We start from the raw sequence: 20705 nt of genomic DNA, 5'->3' as shown, positions 1-20705 counted from the left end.
GTTGAATTGGGGTAAGGCATGACACGGTCTGTTCTAACGTCTCTCCTCAGCGTGTCGCTGATGCTGACGATCCACGGCGAGGCCTGGGCGGCAAACGACCCGCTGTCGCCTACCGGACGATGGACCGCAGTCACGAGCGGACGGGCCGCAACCCCGCCAATGGGCTGGAACTCGTGGAATGCCTTCCACACGGATGTCACCGAAGCGAAGATACTGGCCTCCGCCCAGGCGATCGTCGACAGCGGTTTGGCTCGCAAGGGCTATCGATACATCAACATCGATGACGGCTGGTGGTTGAAGCGACGGATGCCGGACGGCCGGATGATTGTCCGCACGTCGACTTTTCCGTCCGCTGCGATCGGCGGGACGGAACAGACCAGTCTCAAACCGTTCACCGATCGCATTCACGCTATGGGCCTGAAGGCGGGGATCTATTCGGATATCGGGGCCAACACCTGTTCGCAGGCTTTCGCCCCCAATGCGCCGAACCTCCCCGAAGGCACTGCCGCCGAACGCGAGGTCGGGCTGTACGGCCATATCGATCAGGACATCCAACTGTATTTCGGCGACTGGGCATTTGACTACATCAAGGTCGATGGCTGCGGCATCCGCGCGTTCGGGCCAGAGAGCGAGGGTGTCAGATCCGGGCAGTATCGCGCGCTCGGGCCGCTCGTCGACATCAAGGAGATTCGTCGGACCGACATCTCCGCCGTTCGCAACCTCTACCAGCAAGTCGCCAATGCCCTGCAGCGCTCCAAGCCCAATGGCGACTACGTGTTTTCGATCTGCGCCTGGGGATCGGCCGATGTGCGTGCCTGGGGCAAGGACGTGGGCAATCTTTCGCGGACCAGCGACGACCTGACGCCGAGCTGGACACGGATGCTGGCGAATTTCGACAGCGCGGCCAATCGGGCGCTCTATGCGCATCCCGGCTCCTGGAACGATCCCGATATGCTCTTCGTCGGGCAGGGCGACTTCGACGAGCAGCATCTGACGGAAGCGAAGTCGCATTTCGCCCTTTGGTCGATGCTGTCGGCGCCGCTTTTGATCGGATATGATCTGAGGAAAGCGCCACAGCCGCTTATGGACATTCTCGGCAACGGCGACATCATCGCGGTCGACCAGGATCCGGCGGGCAACCAGGCGGTGCTGGCTTATGATACCGATGACGTTCAAATCCTGGTCAAGTTGCTCAGTAATGGTCACAAAGCCGTGGCGATCTTCAATCGAGGGCTCGCGTCGGCCGACGTGACGCTGACGGCCAACCATTTGAAATTCTCCGGAAGCGCCCCGATCGCCCTCAGGAATCTCTGGACCGGGGCGACGCTCCCGGCTTTTTCGGGGGAAATGAAGATCCATCTCCAGCCGCGCGAAACGGCCATATTTGATGCCGCCGGCACTCGCAGCCTGGCGGACGGCATCTATCTGTCGGAAATGCCCGGACGAGTGAATCCGGCCGTCGATGGGGTATCCATTCCCCAACCGGACCCCACGATCCATCGCATGATTACCCCCTGGGGCAGCACGACCGACACGGGGGAGCCCCCGGCCTATACCGGATGGGGCGGCGCACAGGCCGATGCTACCCCCTATCGGCAGGCGTTGCGTATCCAAGGCAAGATGTATGGGACCGGCCTCGGCGTTCTCGCCAATTCACGGTTCGAGCTAAGGGCCGATGGTAATTTCCGCCGCTTCATCGCGGACGTCGGTGTCGACGATTCGACGTTCGATACGGACGACGTTGTTACCTTTGCCGTTTATGGAGACGGCAAGCTGCTAGCGATATCCAGGCCGACCCGTTTTGGCCAGGCTGCGCAGACGTTGCGTGCCAATATTGCCGGTGTGAAGATTGTCGAATTGGTGGCGCGCGGCAAGTCGGCCAGAAACAAGGTGCCTACGGTGGTCACTTGGGGCAACGCGGCGCTGCTCAACGACTAGAGCGTGCTGTCGGAAGAACGGCGCAGATGATTTTGGGGCGAATGAGCCGCAAGTCGAGGGCATCCATCTAACCCATTCCGCCCCTCAACTCACCACCGGACGTAATCCGTTTGGTGCTGCTGATGTATGTCCGATTTCCGCTGTCGCTGCGGAATGTCGATGGTCTGTTGTTCGAACGCAGAATCCCTGTCTGCCATGATCCCGTCCGCTTCTCTCGGAACCGATTTTGGCCCATGTTCGCCGTCGATATCCGCCCCCGTTCGGCAGCCCAATTCCCCCGAATGCGCGCATAAACGACGGCCGCGTCCAAATCGTGAGCCCTTATGCGAGCGCGGCTATGCTGGCGCGGCTCGCGCATTCCAATCCCGTACTTATTTTGTAAGACAAATAGGGTTTCTGTCCATGATGCGTGGCGCTATCAACCCAAACGACAAAGGCCCGGTGCACGGGAGAAAAGGACGAGGGGGCTGATGGGATTTCAGTGGCGCGCGAAGACGGGAGGTGCGGCATGACCGATCACCTTCGGCTGCGCAGCCGCGCGCGGTTCGACAATCGCGACCATCCCATCGACCTTGCGCGGCGGAGCGCGGACATATTGGTCGTCGCCGCCAAGCGCGATCGCCACCGTGCCGAACTTGCCGCGGTGGCGCAGGCGGTTACCACGGACTCGCAGACGCCGTGGCAGGAAATCCGGCGCGGGGTGACCGGGCAGGTCGATACCGGCGCGGTGCTCGAGCCGGGGGTCAAATATCAGCGCATCGCCCGGTACGGGCTTCACCGGGACAGCCATTCGTGAACGCTGTCAGGGTCATCGCGCGCGACCGTCGCGACGTGCTCGGGGAGGGGGCTTTGTGGTCCGCTCGCGAAGGCGCCTTCTATTGGGTCGACATCCTCGGGCGGCGGGTCAATCGCCTACGCCTGACCGACGACAGGGTCGATAGCTGGGAAATGCCCGACACGATCGGCTGGCTGATCGAGCGCGAGAAAGGCGGGTTCGTCGCCGGGCTCGGCCGCGCGTTCGTGGCGCTATCGTTCGATCCGTTGGCGATCGCGCCGATCGCCGCACCTGAGCCGGAGCGCGACGGCAATCGCTTCAACGATGCGAAGGCGGACGCCGCGGGACGGATCTGGGCGGGGTCGATGCCCTTGTCCTGCGATCGGCCGAGCGGAGCCTTTTATCGGCTCGACCCGGACGGTCGGGCGACGCTGATCGAGGACGGCTATACGATCCCCAACGGTCCGGCGATCGGCGATGATTTCCTGTTTCACACAGATACCGCGCTCGACACGATCTTTCGCTATCCGTTCCATGACGACGGCAGCGTCGGGGCGCGCACGCCGCATATCGTATTCGAGCCCGGCTGGGGTCATCCCGACGGCATGACGCTCGACGCAGACGGGCATCTATGGGTGGCGTGCTGGGGCGGGTCGTGCGTCGCCCGGTTCGATCCCGATGGCCGGCGCGAACGGACGCTCGCCCTGCCGGCATCGCAGATCACCAATGTCGCCTTCGCCGGCGAGGCGCTGGATCGGATGTTCGTCACCTCGGCAGCCGACGGCGTGGACGAGGCCGAAGCGGGCTGCCTGTTCGAGGTCGATCCCGGATGTCGCGGCCGCACCCCCTATCAATATCGCGGATGAAGGAAAACTGACATGGCCCTGCGCTCGATCGTGCTGGTTGCATTGCTGATTGGCGTCGCCACCCCGGCGATGGCGGCCGAGGCGCGCCAATCGACTTTTGGCAGGCTGCCCGACGGGCGCGCGGTGCCGGCGGTCACGCTGACCAACAAGGCGGGCGTCTCGGCGACGGTCATCGCCTACGGCGCGACGCTGCAATCGCTGATGATACCGGACCGCAACGGCAAGCGAGCGGACGTGATGCTCGGCTATGACAAGATCGACGACTATCTCAAGACGCCGCAATATTTCGGGGCGACGGTGGGACGGTTCGCCAACCGTATCGCCCGCGGCCGCTTCACCCTCGATGGGCGCGATTATCGCGTGCCGGTCAATAACGGCAAAAACTCGCTGCATGGTGGTACAATCGGGTTCGACAAGGTGCTGTGGTCGGTGGTGTCGGTGAAATCGGGGCCGGCGGCGTCGGTCACCTTGCGCTATGTCAGCAAGGATGGCGACCAGGGCTATCCCGGAACGATGACCGTCGATGCGACCTATTCGCTCGATGAGAATAATGCGCTCAGCATCCAATATACCGCCACAACCGACACGCCCACCCTCGCGAACATTACCAACCACGCTTACTGGAACCTGTCGGGCGAAGGCTCGGCCAACGGCGCCATGGGGCTGATGGTGACGATCCCGGCCAACAGCTATCTGCCGACCGACGACGGCGCGATTCCGACCGGCGAGTTCCGCCCGGTGGCTGGCACCGCCTTCGATTTCCGCGTGCCCCATGCCGTGGGCGAGCGAGTGCGCGACGCCAGCGACCGTCAACTCGTCTATGGCCGCGGCTATGATCATAATTGGGTGATCGGCCGCAGCGTCACGCCAAGCGAGCATCTGATGGCCAAGGTCTATGACCCCGCCTCGGGCCGCGGGTTCGAATTGTGGTCGAACCAGCCGGGTCTGCAATTCTATTCGGGCAATTTCCTCGACGGGACCTCCTCGGGCAAGGCGAAGCGCATCTATCGCGAAGGCGATGCGATCGTGATGGAACCGCAGATCTTTCCCGATACGCCCAACCAGCCGGCTTTCGGCTCTGCGCGCCTCGCGCCCGGCCAGACCTATCGCAATATCATGACCTATCGCCTGACGACCGGGCAGGGCGCCGCCCGCCCTGCCAGTAGCCGTCGCTAATCGGAGCTCCCGACCAGGAACCGCTTTTCCCAGCTCTTCGCAGTCGCGCGGGATAGGTCCGGCGAAGTGAGGACCGGCCCAATTGTCGAGATGTCCCGAATATTCACGCCGCCGGCGGATTGGCGATCAGCGCCATGACCTCGGCGATGATCTTGCCCATCGCCTTGCGTGCGGCCTCGGGCTTGCGTCCCTCGATCGCGACCATCACCGCGCGGTGCGCCGCCAGATCGGCGGTGCGGCCCTGGATACGGTTGGTGAAGCGGATCGAGGTCCGCAGCGCGGTCGCGACGACGTCGCGGAACTGGGCGAAGAACGGATTGGCCGAGGCGCGCAGGATCGCGAGGTGAAAGGCGATGTCGGCCTCGAGGGCGTCGTCCTCACCCGCTTCCGCCGCTTTCATGCGTTCGAATCCCGCCCGGATCAGCTGAAGCCCGGCCCGGTCCGCGGCGGTTGCCGCCAACGCCGCCGCCGAGGGCTCGATCGCGCTACGCAGCTCGCTGAAATTGCGCAGCAGCTCGATCGAGAATTTGCGATCGAGCAGCCAGCGCAGCACATCGGGGTCGAACAGGTTCCACGAACTCGCCGGCTCGATGATCGTGCCTTGGCGCGGGCGCGCGCTGAGCAGACCTTTCGCGGTCAGCATCTTGACTGCCTCGCGCGTGACCGACCGGCTGACACCATGCTGCTTTGACAATGCGGCCTCGGTCGGGAAGACTTTGCCGTCATAGCCGCCGGTGACGATCGATTTGCCTAGCGCGTCGAGCAATCCATAGGTCAGGTTGCGCCCGAGCGAGGTACGAACTTCATCGGGATCGGTCGACATCGCTTGCGTGCTCCCAATCGGCTGTTAGATACCATAGATCATATAATTGGCCGAGCGCATAATCTGGCATAGCGAGCGGTGGGCCGGAGGGGAAGGGAAGCGAATGCAGCTCGCCACCATCGATATAGCGGTCGTCCTGATCTATTTCGTCTGTATCTTCGGCCTTGCCCAATGGGTCAGCCGCGAAAAGGCAGGGCATACCAAGGACTCGTCGGACTATTTCCTGGCGTCCAAGAACCTTCCCTGGTGGGCGATCGGCGCGTCGCTGATCGCGGCCAACATCTCGGCCGAGCAGATCGTCGGCATGTCGGGGTCCGGCTATGCGATCGGTCTCGCCATCGCGTCCTACGAATGGATGGCGGCCGCGACCCTGCTGATCGTCGGCAAATGGTTCCTGCCGATCTTCCTCGCCAACAAGATCTACACGATGCCGCAGTTCCTCGAACAGCGTTTCGGCCCGACCATCCGCACCGTGATGGCGGTGTTCTGGCTGATCCTCTACGTGTTCGTGAACCTGACCTCCATCATTTGGCTGGGCTCGATCGCGGTGACGCAAGTGACCGGCCTCAACCAGGATGTCGCCCTGGTCGGGCTCGGCGCCTTCGCCTTGCTCTATCAGCTGCGCGGCGGACTCAAGGCGGTGGCGCTGACCGATATCGTCCAGGTCACGCTGCTCGTGCTCGGCGGACTGGTGATCGCATATCTGACGCTCGGCAAGATCGGTGGCGACGCGGGGGTCATCGCCGGCTTCACCGAGCTGACGCGGCGCGTGCCCGACCATTTCGACATGATCCTGTCGCCCGACAATCCGCATTACAAGGACCTGCCCGGCATCGCCGTGCTGGTCGGCGGAATGTGGATCGCGAACCTCAGCTATTGGGGGTTCAACCAATATATCATCCAACGTGCGCTGGCGGCGAAGAGCTTGTCGGAGGCGCAACGTGGCGTGGTGTTCGCCGGGTTCCTCAAATTGCTGATGCCGGTGATCATCGTGCTGCCGGGGATCGCCGCCGTGGTTCTGGCGCCGGGCCTGGCGAAGCCCGACCAGGCCTATCCGACGATGATGCGGTTGTTGCCGACCGGCCTGCTCGGCCTGGTCTTCGCGGCGCTGATCGCAGCGATCATCGCCTCGACCGCGTCCAAGATCAATTCGATCGCGACGATCTTCACGCTCGACATTTACGCCAAGAGGAAAGGTGTGCAGACGCGGGCGGAGAACGCAGCCGGATCGATCGAGCATGAGAAGCATTTGGTGCTGGTCGGCCGGGTGGCGGCGATCGCGGCGATCATTATCGCGATGCTGACCGCGCGTCCGTTGCTCGGCAGCCTCGACCAGGCGTTCCAATATATCCAGGAATTTTCGGGCTTCGTGACCCCGGGCATCACGGTGATTTTCCTGCTCGGCCTGTTCTGGCCGCGCGCGACCGAGATGGGGGCGCTGGTCGGCGCGATCGCGTCGGTCGTGGTCAGCTTCATCTTCTGGTTCCCGGCCAGCTGGGGCGGATCGGCGGCGCTGAACGCGATCCCGTTCATCAACCGCATGTCGATCGTCTTTTTCGTCGCGCTGGCGCTGGCGGTAATTGTATCGCTGCTGCGCCCAGCCCGCGCGGAGAGCAATCTGATCACCATGCGCGGTGTTTCGTTCCGAACGACGGCCGGGTTCAACATCGCCGCCGGCCTGATCGTGCTGATCCTCATCGCACTCTATGCGACCTGGTGGTGAGCGCATGAGCGCGCGTCCATTCCTCGCGATCGACTGGGGCACGACCAACCGGCGCGTCTATCGCATCGAGGACGGCGCGGTGGTGGCGACCGAGCGCGATGCGCTCGGCGTCACCGCGGTGAGCGACTTCGCCGGTGAGCTCGCCGCGATCCGTGCGCGGTTCGGCGACCTGCCGGTGCTGATGGCGGGCATGGTCGGATCGACGATCGGCTGGCGAGAGGCGGCGTACATAGCGGCGCCGGCCGGGATCGAGGACCTTGGCGCCAATCTGTTGCGGATCGATGCGCGCACCGCGATCGTCCCGGGCGTGTCGTTCGTCGACGGCAAGCGTGGCGATGTGATGCGCGGCGAAGAAGTGCAATTGCTCGGTGCCGTCGCCGGCGGGCTGGCGCCGGCGGATGCGATGCTCGTCCAGCCGGGCACGCACTGCAAATGGGTGGAGATGGCCAGCGGGCGGATTGCGTGCTTCACCACCGCGATGACCGGCGAACTGTTCGGGCTGGTGCGATCGCATGGCATCCTGGCGGCGCAACTCGGCGCCGAGGTCGTGCTCGGCGACGCCTTTCTCGAGGGCGCACGTGCGGGAGCGAAACGCGACCTGACCGCCTCGCTGTTCGGCATCCGCGCAGCGAAACTGCTCGGCCTACGCGACGATGCCGACGCCGCTCCTTTCGCCAGCGGTCTGATCATCGGCGCGGACGTCGCCGCGCGTGTCGCGGAACACTCGTTCGACACCGCCTATATCATTGCTGACCTGATGCTCGGCGGCCTGTACGCCGCGGCGGTCAAGGCCAATGGTCGCGCCGCGATGATCGTCGACAGCCATGCCGCCTTCGTCGCCGGCATCACCAGATTGGGAGCCTTTCTATCGTGACCGATATTGCCGCCTTCGATGCCGCCTTTGCCGCCTGCCCGCTGGTTGCCATCCTGCGCGGCGTGCGGCCCGATGAAGTGGTCGCGATCGGCGAGCAACTGGTCGCGGCCGGCTTCACACTGATCGAAGTGCCCATGAATTCGCCCGATCCGCTCGACAGCGTCGCACGGCTGGTGGCGGCGATCGGCGACCGCGCGATGATCGGGGCGGGGACTGTCCTCACCCCCGCCCAGGTCGACAGCGTCCGCGAGGCTGGCGGCCGCATGGTGATTTCACCCAACATGAACGCGGACGTCATCCGCGCCAGTGTCGCGGCGGGGATGGTGTCCTTGCCCGGTATCGCCACGCCGACTGAAGCCTTGGCCGCGCTCGATGCGGGAGCCACGGCGCTCAAGCTGTTCCCGGCCGAGGCAGCCAGCCCAGCAGTGCTCAAAGCGATGCGCGCGATTCTGCCGCGAGAGACGCGGGTGCTGCCGGTCGGCGGCATTGTGCCGGACGGCATGGGTCCATGGCGCGAGGCGGGGGCGGCCGGTTTCGGTCTCGGCTCCGCGCTGTACAAGCCGGGGCTGAGCGCCGATGCGGTCGGCGCCAATGCCCGCGCCTTCGTGGCGGCGCTCGCCTGACGAATTGGACGTGACCGATCGGACGCTCGACCGCCGGTCGCGTCTGGCGCCGGCGAGCGGCACCATTGTCGATCGGACTCACGGTCAACGACAAGGGCGGTATCGGGATCGCGCGGGCGTCGGTACTTGCCCTTTGCAGTGGGTGCTGCTGCGCGATTGCTTGCTCCGCCTGTAAGCATAATATTGAGATAGGCCGGGTTTTTGTGTCGGTGAACCGTCCGTTTCGGGACGGATTTGATTTGTCGACTCAGCGAACCTTGCCGTAACATGCAACGACAGGTCGCAGACACGACTGTCAGGGCGAAAACGCCGATCGTCACGTACATTGGAAGAACCCGACGCCGCAGGTTTACCTGTCGGTAGGGCAGCTTTCGCTGGAACGGCCGCGTTCGGGAGCGCGCGGGCCGAACGATGGGGCTCGTCTTGAACCAAGGGGGGAACATTGCGGCGCGGGATGGCCTGTTCGGCGCGAGCGCGGCGATCTCCCAATTGCGCGGCTATCTCGCCAAGGTTGCGTTGAGCGACGCCACCGTGTTGGTGACTGGCGAGACGGGCACCGGCAAGGAGCGCGTGGCCAGCGCAGTGCATCGGCTGGGCCCGCGCGCGGCGCGACCGTTCGTCGCGGTCAATTGCGCGGCGATCCCCGACAGCCTGTTCGAATCCGAGATGTTCGGCCACGAACGCGGCGCCTTTACCGGCGCGCAGTCCAGCTTCCCGGGCCGTTTCGTCCAGGCCGACGGAGGTACCCTGTTTCTCGATGAGGTCGGCGAGATGACGCCGCCCGCGCAGGCCAAGCTGCTGCGCGTGCTGGAAGACCGCACCGTCATCCCGGTCGGCTCGCTGCGCCGCCAGGCGGTCGACGTGCGGATCATCGCGGCGAGCAACGAGCGACTGGAGGAACTCGTCGCCGAGCGCCGCTTCCGCGCCGACCTGTTCTATCGGCTCAACGTCGCGCGGATCGAAATGCCGCCGCTGCGCGCGCGGCCCGAGGACATCGGCCCGATCGTCGATCAGTTCATCGCTGAGCAGAACCGCCGCCGCTCGCTGCACGTAGGGCGACCCGACACAGCCTTGCTCGATCGCATGCGACGCTATGACTGGCCGGGCAACGTCCGCGAATTGCGCAACATGGTCGAGGCGTTGTTCATCGATCCGCCCGACGGTCGCGCGGTCGGAGTCGGCGATCTGCCGCCCGCCTTCCGCCGGCTGTTCGAACAGAACCGCTCGGCCGGCGAGCCCGAGCGCGATCGGCTGGTCAACGTGCTGCGCCAAACCAACTGGAACAAGGTCGAGGCGGCGCGGCAAATGAATTGGTCGCGCATGACGCTGTACCGCAAGCTCGCCAAATACGATCTCGATCCCGCCCCGGACGCCGATTCCGACGATGTCACTCGGTGACACCCAAGGTGTAACATGCGACACCCGAAATGGGAGCTTGGTCTGCCAGGCCGCCGAGAAAATCCCTGTAAAATAGACCGATAGCGCCGCTCGGCCGATTTGGCCCGCGCCTTGCTGATGGATCCTCATCGCAACGCGAGAGGTCCCGTGAAAGCAGCCGACCTTGAACCCGACCGTTATCCGGCAGGCGCCCTATCGCGCCACGACCGGCCGCCGCTCGCCTGCTATGCGAATTATTTCGAAGTCGGGCACAATGCGTTCGAGTTCCTGCTCGATGCCGGGCAGGTCGAGCCGCAATCGGGCGACATCCAGCTGATGAGCCGGATCGCGGTCAGCCCGGTTCATGCCAAGCTGCTGGCGACCTTGCTCAACCAGTCGATCGCGCAATTCGAACGCGCGCACCACGACATCCCCGACATTGCCGAACTCGACGGCGACCTGTCGATCATCAACCCGCAAGAATTTGAACGGCGCGCGATCAACGCGCGCCGCAAGCGCACCGCCGCCGACGGCCGCGCGCACCCAAATCGTGACGAGAGGTAGAATCATGGCAGCGCAACTCCGCCCCAGAAGCCTGAAGGTGACCGACCGGTTCCCGATGCTCAGCTTCACCATCTGGACCGACAGCCCGCCACGCGTCGCCGAAGTCGTGCTGGCGACCGACCTGAAATATTTCACCCAGAAGGAGGGGCGGACGCCATCCACTTTCTACACCAGCCGCGAGCACGGGATATTGTCGCTGTCGCGCGGCGAAGCGGTCTATGTCGTGCCGCCCGAAGTGCTGGCGCGGTTCATCTCCGCCGACAAATTGTGGTTCGGGCTTGCCACGGCGACGCCGCCGACCGCGACCGATTGGACGGTCGACGTGATGCCCACAGCGTCGAGCCCGTACATCTCGCTTGGAGAGTTGAGCGACCGGGCGTTGCGGCGCGTTCGGATGTTCCCGACGCGAGTCAGCGGCGCCTATATCGCTGGACCCGCGTCCGTCGCCGAATGGGCCGGTGACCGCGCCCAGCCGGGGACGACGCCGGCCGCGCCCGCGCCCGCTGTCGGGCAGCCCGCGCCGGCCGCCAGCGGCGGTGCGTCGTCGCCTTCGGCTGCCCCGCCATCGCCCGCCGATGTACCTTATGATGACGGCTTTGGGCCGCTTCCTCCGCTCAAGGCCGACGGCCAGAGCCCTGCCACGGCGACGCCGAGCGCCACCGCGCCGACGCCAAGTACGATCGCACCTGCCCCCACGACCCCACCCTCGACTACCACCGCGCCGGCCGCCACCGCGGCGGGTCTCGCCTTCGGACGGGCTTTCGACGTGGATCCGGAGAATATGGGGATCGATGCTGCACCCTATAGCGACGATTCCGCATCGCCGCCGGAAGCGCAGGCGAGCGCGCTGGCGCTGACCACCGCCGATTATAGCGGCGTCTCGCGCATCGCTCCGTCGCCGGCCTTCACCGCGGGGCGCAACGGCACGACGATCGACCGTATCGTCATCCACATCACCGACGCGCCGACGACGTCGAGCACGGTCAACACCTTCACCGCGGCGGGCGCGCAGGCCAGCGCGCATTATCTGGTCGGCCAGGACGGCGAGATCGTCCAGTTCGTCAATGAGGCCGACACCGCCTGGCACGCGAAAGGCGCCAACCGCCGCAGTATCGGCATCGAGCATGTCGCGATCAAGCAAGGCGGCGCCTGCTACCCGAAACCGGGCGGCGGCCAGCAATGTTATCCCTATACGCCGCCGACCGACACGCAATATTGCGAGTCCGCGGCGCTCGTTACCTATCTGTGCGACAAATACGGGCTGACTCCGGATCGCACGACGATCATCGGCCATCGCGAAGCCGATCCCCATACCAGCCACGGCTCCTGCCCCGATGGCGCCTGGGACTGGGATCACTTCATGAACCTGGTGAGCAACCGATTCTGCGCGCCGCAGCCGCAACCGGTCGGCCAGTCGCTGGGCGTCGCGAACGCGCTCGATGGCGGCGGCAGCACGATCGAGATCAAATATCGCGCGTTCATCCCGTCGCCGCTGATCAAGGGGCCGATGTCGGACTACGACCTTGGCAGCCACCTGATCGGCGGCGAGGATTTCGGCGGCGACAATCGCGGCTTCAGCTACGACCAGGGCACCAGCCGCGCCGAGATCACCGCGACGCTGACCTTGGGCGCCGATAGCGGCATCAGCAATCTGCGCACGGTCGATCGGCACTGGGGTGAATCGACCGCTTACGATTCGACCTACACCTACCATGTCGACGGCAAGCCCGATTGGTGGATGGACAAGGTTGCCGGCGGCCCGGGACCGTCGCGCCGCGCCCGGCTGGCGGTCAGTGATTCGAACCTGCGCATCTATCAGGGCGCATCGACCACCAGTCGCAGCGTCCTGGCGATGACCAGCCAGAGTTCGGTCGTGTCGATCGAGATGGCCGGGGCCTTGCCGCTGATCACGTCGCCGGACATCGATTCCGACATCGCCATCTATCTCAAGCAAGGCGCCAACGGCCCCGAGGTGATGATCGTCGGCGATCATGACGGATTCCCGGCGCACGAACTGTATATCAACCGCCAGTTGGTCTATTCCTATGACCCGGTCGCGAACGGCAAGGGGCCGGACTCGCTGATGGCGCCGACAGATCAGGATATCAGCACCAGCTGGATTCCCATCCAGCCGCTTCCGGCCGCGGCGGCGCAGTCGCTCGGTACGCGCGCGCGGCCGGTGGCAGCGCGCGCGTCCGGGCGCAAAGCTCAGCTGTCGCATGCGATGGCGGGTTCGTCCCTGGTGTTCGCCGACGTGCCCGGCCCTTGGCACACGGTCGACTACAAGCGCGTGAAGCTGACCGCCGTGGCGTGGGACACCGCGCCCGACCAACCGGTCGCGTTCGTCTTCTTCGGCCATCCCAACGTGGATTTCGATGGCTCGCCGACCGCTTATCACCCCGACGACACCGGCGACGATAACCTCGCCAACGCGGTCAGCGACGATGGCCGCTGGGTCGGCGTGGTCGCGATGACGCCGTCCGATCCCCAGGTGGCGAACGGCAACGCGTTGCTCGACCAACGCCCCGAGCGTGAGAAGAAGGGCCGCTATCCGGTCATCCAGCAGGCGAAGAATGGCGACCCGTCGCCCGGCTATTACGTCTCGCAGACCGCGCGCGCGGCCGATGCGTCGCAACCGGCTTACGCGCAACGGCGCTATTTCGACGCCTCGCGCGTCCCTTATGGCGCGTTGTCGGGCAAGCTTCGCGATCAGGGCATGGCGCTCGGCGATTTCGGCCTCGCCATTCGTCACGATCAGGCGTTGCAGAGCCCGTTCTACTTCGTCGATTCGGGCGGAGCGCAAAGCTCGGCGCTGGGCGAAGGCTCGCAAAAGGTCGGTACCAATCTCGGCGGCAGCGGCCGCGGCAGCCGGTTCAACAACAATTTCCCGGTCAGTTTCATCGTCTTCCCGCAAAGCGCCGCCGATCAGAGCGGTGCGCTCGACGAGACTGCGATCGGCGCGAGCGTCTCGGCCCAGCTTGCCCAGCTCGCTACCGCGAGCAATGCGCGGGACCTCGCGCTGCTAATGGCGGCGAACGAGGCGGCACCAGGCGGTACGCCTGCGGGCAAGGCCGGTCTCGATGCCTATGCCGCCGACCCGAGCCGGGCGCTGCCGACCAATTTCGGGACCGTCTGCGCCGGACTGCGTGCGTTCGGTTTCGCGCTGCCCGATCCCGCGGCCGCGCAAAGCTATGGCAGCGCCCGCGCGCTCGATGCCGACGATTGGTCGATCAATTGGGATGAGGTCTATCCGATCCCGCAACCGACCGACAACAGTTGCTGGGCGACCGCCGCGGCGATGGTGATCGGCTGGCGCGACCGCCAGAGCGTCTCGCCCGAGCTGATCGCGCAATGCCACAACCTCACCAGCTCGCTGACCAGCGGCCTGGCGCCCGGCGACAAGCGCGCCTTCGCCAATGCGATAGGCCTGACGGTCGAACCCAATGCCTGCTACACGCCAGAGGGATTCCGCGCCGTACTCGAGGCGAACGGACCGATCTGGGTCACCGCCGACGTCCCCGGCATCCACGCGATCGTCGTCACCGGCATGTATCGCAAGGACGGCGCCTATTACGTCCGCATCACCGATCCCTGGGACCGCGTCGTGGGCACGCCGGGCGCGCCGGGCAATTATGCCGACACGCACCAGACCGGCAGCCAGTACATCATGACCTATGACGCCTTCACCACCGAGTTCGAGGCGGCGGGCAATATCGACCGGATCCAGTTGCTTCATTCGGGCGGGACGTTCGGCCACACGATCAACCGCGGCAGCGCGACGGGAGCGGGCTATGCCTTTTCCCTGGCGGCGACCCCGCCGCGCCGCGCGGCGGCCCGGACCCACGCCTTGGCCGATCCGTCGGCGGGCGAATGCGGGCTCGGCGTCGGTACCGCGCTGACGCGCCAGGCCAGCAGCAAGAACGGGCGCAATTACGATCTCGCGCAGCTTGCCGGCATGGTGCTGCCCGACAACGCGCTCGCGGGCGGGGCAGGCACGCCGGCAATGCCAGGCGAACGCGTGGTGCTTGACGACTGGCCCTATATCGAGGGGCCGAGCGGACGCACCCAGGCTGGCGTCGCGATCGACTGGAAATTCCAGAACGGCGCGGTCGGCGATATCGCCATCACCCCGACCGAGGGCCAGGTGCTTGACGGCTGGAGCGCGACGGTGCGCGCCGACATCTGCCGCAACGGATCGACGCCCGAACGAGGCGGATTGAAGGTGAGGGTGACAACCACCTTCAGCCGCTCGGGCGAGGAGGATCAGGTCGCGGTCAGCGAGGTGACGCTGTCGGGCGATGGCCGCCAGCAGACCCGGCATGGTGCCGATCGCGCGCCAGCCGAACCAGTCGCGTCCTCCGCACCCGCGCCAACGCCAGCCCCCGCGCCGGTCCCGCAACAGCAATTGCAGCCGGCTTGAGCCCGGCGCGCGGATAACGGCCGATGGCTCGCCTCATCCCTCCACCGCCGCCGGCGCGCGGCACCGTCGCCCCCGCGATGGCGATGGCGCGCGACGCCTTCGGGCGCGAGATCGCCGATCCGAACGCGCCCGCCGGCGACGGATCGACCGACGGCGTGCTGCCGGCGTCGGGCACGACGACCAGCGACGGATCGACCGCGCCCAAGGAAAAGGCGACCGACGCGCTCGGGCGGCGCGCCGGCGCCTTGTCCGACGAGATCGATTTTCCGGCCTTCGTCGCGTCGCTTGTGCACGGCACGTTCGACGCGATCGTCGACAGCTCGATCAAGCAGATGGAGGCTTTTGCCGACCTGGTCAGCGCGGTGTCCAAGCCGCTCGACCAATTCGCCCAGGAAAATGTCACCCAGGGGCAGGCGCGTGCCTGGCTGGTCGAGCAATATCCGCGCGACGTCACCCTGGTGCAAAATGGCGGCGACTATACGCTCGCGCCGCTCACCAAGCCCAGCGGCGGCAGCGGCGACGACGGCAGCGGCGATACATCCGAACCGAGCTGGCTCGCCGACTTCGGAGAGGACGGCAACGAATTCTCGGCCGACACGCTCGAGAACAACATCCTGCCCAAGGCGCGCGAGCGCGTCGCGCAGCAACGCCTGTCGACCTTGTCGACCATGGTGCTGCTCGGCATGCAGCGCGTCGTCATCAAGGATGGCTCGATCGGCGCGCGGCTGCGCTTTCGCGCTGCTGCGACCGACAATGCCGCGGTCCAATATGCCACCTCGAACGACCCGGGCACCGGCGGCACCACCTGGGGAGCGCGCGGCAGCGAGGGCGCGATCACCAAGGTCTCGACGGTCGGCGTCAATGCGCAGTCCGACAGCGAGCTAAAGGCCGAATTGTTCGGCGACGTGAAGATCAACTTCGCATCCGAAACGCTGCCGCTCGACCGCTTTGTCGATGACGCGCAGCGGACATTGCTGGAGCGCCACAGCCGCCAGGCGACGCCGAGATCCGGCGCTGCGCCTGTTGCCCCGGTTCCCGCGTCGGCACCGGCAGCCGCTGCCTTGCCCGCTCCGCCGGCACCGGCACCGGCCGTGGCGCCCGCGCCCGTCGCGACGCCGGCGCCCGCCGGAGCGCCGGCATGAACGGCCGCCGCCCCCTCGGTGAATTGCTCGGCGATCTCGCCGATGCCGCGCACTTGATGGGCGGCGGCGGTGCCGTCCGCGCGCGGTCGCTCGAAATGACACTGCCGATCGACGTGCGTCTGGTGAGGTCGGCCGAGGGCACTGAGTTGATCGGCGACGTGCCGTTATTCGTCACGCGCACCGCGTTCGATCCCGAGCCTGCCCGGCTCGCGGTGACCTGGCACGCGGTTCCGGCCGACGGAGGTGCGGCATGAACGGCACCGCGACGCTTCGGCTCGAAGACTTCATCCAGGCCGTGCAGAGTCAGCTCGACAACGCCCAGTCGGCGATGGCGATCAAGGCACGCAATCTCAACCTGCCGCTGACCTTCGCGATCAAGGATATCAATCTCGATCTGCGGGCGCATGTCGAGTTCACCGACAGCGAGATCCGCATTCGCCCCGCCGGCCCTGGGGAAACCGACACCAGCATGTTTCACCTGGTGTTCACCGCGATCACCCGCCCGGCGATCGAGGAGAATGCCGTGGCGATGTCGGACGATCCCGATGACCAGCCGCTCGACGAGCTCGGTGACGAACTGACCAGCGACGAACGCAAGCGGCTCGAATGGGCAGGCGTGCGGACCGTCAAACAGCTCCAGCGCGCCGAGGAAAAGGGCTCGGTCCACACGATCGGCCGCGTCACCAACCTGTCGATCGACCGGCTGCGCAAGGCGCTCGATCGTTCGTCCGAACCTCTCGTCCAGCGTGTCGAGCCGGTGCGCCCGGCCGCCGGTGCCGACCCCGAAGCGCCGCCGATGATCCGGGTCACCGGGCGCAACCTCGTTCGCGGCAATCTGTTCCCGCACGTCCGGATCGGCGACAAACCGGTGTCGATCCTGAAATCCGCGTCGAACGAACTGCTGCTCGCGCCGGGCCACGACCAATGGGCCGGCGAACTCGCGATCGCGCCCGAACCGGCGCTGTCGACCGCCATGAGTTTCGACCTCAGCGCGTTCGCCCCGGTCCGCCGGACGGCCGACGCCGCGCCCGAGCCTGTGCTGGCGCCGATCGGCATCGCCGCCATCCCCGAAGTGACGGAGACGCGGCAATGACGATCCGCGCACTTGGCACGCCCTGGGCATCGCCCGGCGAACGGCAATACAGTCTGCCGACCAGCCTGATGCTCAAGCTCGCGCTGGGCGAAGCGCCGGCGCACGTTCCCACGGTCCGCGACATTGCGCGCGGGGCGCTCGCCGCCGCGACCTCGATCGACGGCGGTGCGATCGACCGCATCATCCGCGAACGAACTGGCGGGTTCCGCGCCGCGCGGATCTTCTCCGCGGCGGGCGCGCACGGTGCCGGACATGGTCATCTCGGCTATGATGCGATCGAGCAGCAGACCGGGATGGCGCGGACGCTGATGCTGCGCGTTCCCGCCGGTACGCCGGTCGGCCAACTCTGCGAGACGCTCGGGCAACTGCCGACGGTCGAAAGCGCCACACCCAATTACGTCGCGGTGACGCCGTTCGACGCTGCCCATGCGCTCGCCGCGCCGGACACTGACGATGGCTGGGCGCCGCGCGAGATGGTGCGCCTGGCCGAGGCTCATGCGATCGAGCCGGGCGACGACGGCGTCGTCGTCGGACTGGTCGATAGCGGGGTCGAGAAGCATCCCGAATTCCCCCACACGTTCCGCGCCGGGTTCGACACGGTGCGGCTCGAAAGCGCGGACGTTGCGCCGGGCGTGCAATTGCTCGGCGATCACCGCCGCAGCGACGGCAATCCGGAGGATCGTTTCGTCGGCCATGGCATGGGCTGCGCCGGCATCATTGCCGGCGAGGGCCTGCGGATGCCGCGCGGTTTGGGTGGCGCGTGCCGGATCATCCCGATGCGCGCGCTCGCCGCGGCGCGCCTGCCGGGCAAGACCAACGCGGTCGGATTGGGCGCGATCAGCGATCTCGACATGGCGATGAAGCTCGCGGTCGATCTCGGCGCCAAGGTCATCAACATGAGCTTCGGGACCGACGATTCCGCGTTGGCGCCGCACAGCCCGAAACCGCACGCCGACACCGTGGCCTATGCCATTGCGCGCGGCTGTATCCTGATCGCCGCGAGCGGCAATAACGGGCGCGAGACGATCTACTGGCCTGCCGCTTATCCCGATGTGATCGCGGTCGGCGCGGTCGGGTCGGACCGGCGTCCGACCGCCTTTTCGACGCGCGGCGGGCACGTCGCCCTGTGTGCGCCCGGCGAACATGTGCTGACCACCGCGATCGAGGGATATCAATATGCCACCGGCACCAGTTTCGCCGCACCGTTCGCGGCCGGCGCCGCCGCCCTGCTCGTCGCGCGTAGCCATCGCCGCGCGCGTCCAATCGATGCCGAGACGGTGCGCGACATCCTGATGCGCACCGCACAGCCCTTTGCCGCGAGCGGCGTCAGCGGCTGCGGTGCCGGCATTCTCGACGCCGCCGCGGCACTCGCCGCACTCGACCAGGATCTCGACCGCGCGCTCGGCCAGCCGGCCGACGGGGATGACGATGGAGGCGCCGATGACGGCTGACCCGACATCCCCACGCTGACCAGCCAATCTCGAACGAATTCAAGGAGACACCAAGATGAGCATGATCAATCCCGAAACCCGGTTCCGCGACCTCGCCGACCGCGAGCGGATCGCACACGATCGCCACGTCAACACGGTCGCACGCCTCGTCGCGATCGAGAAGAAGGGCCGCGCACTCAGCACCGCCGAACAGGCCGAGAAAGAGCTGTCGGAAAAGATCCTCGACGAGATCGCCAAGAGCCAGCGCAACAACAGCAAGATGGACGAGGTCTGCGATCCGCTGTTCGTCGGCGCGCGCACCCTGCTCAACACGCAATCGCTGATCAATCCCGAGCTGCGTACCGAAGTCGATGGCGGCAAGTTGCTGTTCGATGTGGAAGAGAACCAGCCTTACTCGATCGTCGCGCTGACCATGGGTATCCTCGCGCTCGACGGCGCGACCCCGCCGCCGGTCATGCTGGTGCCGCAGCACACCAACAGGACGGGAATGACCATCGCCGCGGGTGGCAAGGGCAACGGCCTGACAATCTATCCCAACGTCAACCATCCGCTGATGGACGCATTCACGCGGCAATTCTTCGCCGCGGTGGGCGAGGCGCGGAGCTATGGCGAGCTTGCCGACCGCGTTCTGGTGCTGCTGGCGCGCGAGGGCGATCCGGACGGACGTGGCGGCGATGCACCGGGGGTCAGCACCCAGGAATATGCCGCGGTGCTGCGCGGGCTTGCCCAGCGCAAGGTTACCGTCACCGAGCCGCAATTGCGCCGCCGCGTCAACGAAGTGCTCGATCAGGTCCAGAATATCGGCGGCGAGGACAGCATCGCCGACCTTGGCATCGACCTGCCGGACCTCGAGGATCTCGCCGATCAGACCATCGTCGCGGAGAATGTCCGCGTGATGGGTCCGATGATCGTCTCGGCGATGTTCGAGGAGCTCAAGGTGTTCCAGGTCGTCGACCGCATCGTCGAGCAATTCCAGCACGGCATGCTGCCGATCGGTCCGGGCAATGCCGGCAAGATGCTCTATCGCTACTGGCGCGAGGCGCCCAACCGTATGTCCGAACAGGAGCGCAAGAACTTTGCCGCGATCACGCTCGGCATTCCGGGCGGCGATCCCGGCGGGATGGTCAATCGCGAGTTCAACGATCTGTGGATTCGCTTCGTCTCGTCCGTGTCGTCGTTCATCCGCCAGAGCGAGGTCGACCAATTGCTGCGTTCGGCGACGCCGAGCCCGATCAGCCATCAGCAGGTGCGCAAGGCGGCCCGCGATCTCGCCGGCAACCTCTCGCTCCATGGTTACGGCATGGCGCATTATGCCGCGCGCGAGATCCAGTCGCAGGTCAAGTTCATGATCGGACTGCTCCAGGATCCAGAGATCCTCGGCTCGTACGGGGCGAAGGACATGTGGCAGGTGGTCGATCAGGTCGCCACCTACGAACTGGGCGGGGCCAAGACCAGCTCGCGCTATCGGACGCTGGCGACGTGCGGGACGATCATCACGGCTTGGCTCGCCAACAACGTGGTGCGGGTCAATGCTGCTACCGGGCCGATCATCGACATCGATCAGGTGCGCAACCCGGATGTCGCCGCGACGCATCGCTCGACGATCGATCCGACCGACTACGACCTCGTCAACGCCTGCGAATTGTGGCTCGCCGACACCGCGACCACCGACAGCCAGATCGAGGAATTGTCGCAGCCGCGCGAGGCGCCGCAAATGACCTCCAAGCCGATCCAGATCCCCGCCATGGCCCGCGACATGCTCGACGGGATCGGCGACCTCGGGGTCGGGCTGGGGCGCGGTATGCCGGCCTATCCCGCGTACGCCAACGGCCATGGCCACCGCCCGCATTGACCCCGGGC

The 20705-nt window shown here is 66.1% G+C and carries 16 protein-coding genes; 15 read left to right on the top strand and 1 reads right to left on the bottom strand.

All coding sequences use genetic code 11. The annotated features are described in order from the left end of the window. Window positions 1-60: 60 nt before the first annotated feature. The 4 genes from SPR01S_RS05085 (at window position 61) to SPR01S_RS05065 (ending at window position 4755) form a co-directional block, all read left to right on the top strand. Complete coding sequence (locus SPR01S_RS05085; protein ID WP_245661880.1) at window positions 61-1938, top strand: NPCBM/NEW2 domain-containing protein; 1878 nt, start codon at window positions 61-63, stop codon at window positions 1936-1938. Window positions 1939-2446: 508 nt separating this feature from the next. Next, window positions 2447-2734 carry a hypothetical protein gene (locus SPR01S_RS05075; protein WP_066585806.1) on the top strand — a complete coding sequence of 96 codons (288 nt, stop codon included), beginning with the start codon at window positions 2447-2449 and terminating at the stop codon, window positions 2732-2734. Further along, entirely contained in the window at window positions 2731-3579 is an 849-nt protein-coding gene (locus tag SPR01S_RS05070; RefSeq protein WP_066585804.1) for an SMP-30/gluconolactonase/LRE family protein, read from the top strand. Before SPR01S_RS05075 ends, SPR01S_RS05070 begins: the two co-directional genes overlap by 4 nt. A 12-nt stretch (window positions 3580-3591) precedes the next feature. Next, window positions 3592-4755, top strand: a complete 1164-nt coding sequence (locus tag SPR01S_RS05065) for an aldose epimerase family protein (protein ID WP_066585803.1) — start codon at window positions 3592-3594, stop codon at window positions 4753-4755. Between the two features lie 103 nt (window positions 4756-4858). Here SPR01S_RS05065 and SPR01S_RS05060 read toward each other — a convergent pair whose 3' ends face one another. Beyond that, window positions 4859-5578, bottom strand: a complete 720-nt coding sequence (locus tag SPR01S_RS05060) for a FadR/GntR family transcriptional regulator (protein WP_066585801.1) — start codon at window positions 5576-5578, stop codon at window positions 4859-4861. Between the two features lie 103 nt (window positions 5579-5681). Between SPR01S_RS05060 and SPR01S_RS05055 the strand changes: the two genes are divergently transcribed. The 11 genes from SPR01S_RS05055 (at window position 5682) to SPR01S_RS05005 (ending at window position 20697) form a co-directional block, all read left to right on the top strand. Beyond that, a complete protein-coding gene (locus SPR01S_RS05055) occupies window positions 5682-7301 on the top strand; it encodes a sodium/sugar symporter (RefSeq protein ID WP_066585798.1) in 1620 nt (539 codons plus the stop codon). Between the two features lie 4 nt (window positions 7302-7305). Then, the gene (locus SPR01S_RS05050; RefSeq protein ID WP_066585795.1) at window positions 7306-8175 is read left to right on the top strand and encodes a 2-dehydro-3-deoxygalactonokinase; all 870 of its coding nucleotides are present in this window, start codon (window positions 7306-7308) and stop codon (window positions 8173-8175) included. Beyond that, window positions 8172-8798 (top strand): 2-dehydro-3-deoxy-6-phosphogalactonate aldolase, encoded by a 627-nt coding sequence (locus SPR01S_RS05045; protein ID WP_066585792.1) that lies wholly within the window; start codon window positions 8172-8174, stop codon window positions 8796-8798. The genes SPR01S_RS05050 and SPR01S_RS05045 overlap by 4 nt, the downstream gene beginning before the upstream one ends. A gap of 423 nt (window positions 8799-9221) precedes the next feature. After that, window positions 9222-10196, top strand: coding sequence for a sigma-54 interaction domain-containing protein (locus SPR01S_RS05040; protein ID WP_218016709.1), 975 nt, complete (start codon window positions 9222-9224; stop codon window positions 10194-10196). Between the two features lie 147 nt (window positions 10197-10343). Further along, on the top strand, window positions 10344-10739 hold the full coding sequence (locus SPR01S_RS05035) for a DUF3467 domain-containing protein (RefSeq protein ID WP_218016708.1): 396 nt from the start codon (window positions 10344-10346) through the stop codon (window positions 10737-10739). 4 nt (window positions 10740-10743) lie between these two features. After that, window positions 10744-15159 (top strand): N-acetylmuramoyl-L-alanine amidase, encoded by a 4416-nt coding sequence (locus SPR01S_RS05030; RefSeq protein ID WP_066585782.1) that lies wholly within the window; start codon window positions 10744-10746, stop codon window positions 15157-15159. Between the two features lie 23 nt (window positions 15160-15182). After that, entirely contained in the window at window positions 15183-16301 is a 1119-nt protein-coding gene (locus tag SPR01S_RS05025; protein WP_066585781.1) for a hypothetical protein, read from the top strand. Continuing rightward, window positions 16298-16555, top strand: a complete 258-nt coding sequence (locus SPR01S_RS05020) for a hypothetical protein (RefSeq protein ID WP_066585780.1) — start codon at window positions 16298-16300, stop codon at window positions 16553-16555. Before SPR01S_RS05025 ends, SPR01S_RS05020 begins: the two co-directional genes overlap by 4 nt. Further along, window positions 16552-17394: a hypothetical protein gene (locus tag SPR01S_RS05015; RefSeq protein ID WP_218016707.1), complete on the top strand. Its 843-nt coding sequence runs from the start codon at window positions 16552-16554 to the stop codon at window positions 17392-17394. The genes SPR01S_RS05020 and SPR01S_RS05015 overlap by 4 nt, the downstream gene beginning before the upstream one ends. Then, on the top strand, window positions 17391-18845 hold the full coding sequence (locus tag SPR01S_RS05010) for a S8 family peptidase (RefSeq protein WP_066585779.1): 1455 nt from the start codon (window positions 17391-17393) through the stop codon (window positions 18843-18845). Before SPR01S_RS05015 ends, SPR01S_RS05010 begins: the two co-directional genes overlap by 4 nt. Window positions 18846-18900: 55 nt before the next feature. Further along, window positions 18901-20697, top strand: a complete 1797-nt coding sequence (locus SPR01S_RS05005) for a hypothetical protein (RefSeq protein WP_066585778.1) — start codon at window positions 18901-18903, stop codon at window positions 20695-20697. Window positions 20698-20705 lie beyond the last annotated feature (8 nt).

Source organism: Sphingomonas pruni NBRC 15498, assembly GCF_001598455.1.
Lineage (GTDB): Bacteria > Pseudomonadota > Alphaproteobacteria > Sphingomonadales > Sphingomonadaceae > Sphingomonas > Sphingomonas pruni.
This window is presented reverse-complemented; position numbering and strand designations above follow the sequence as displayed.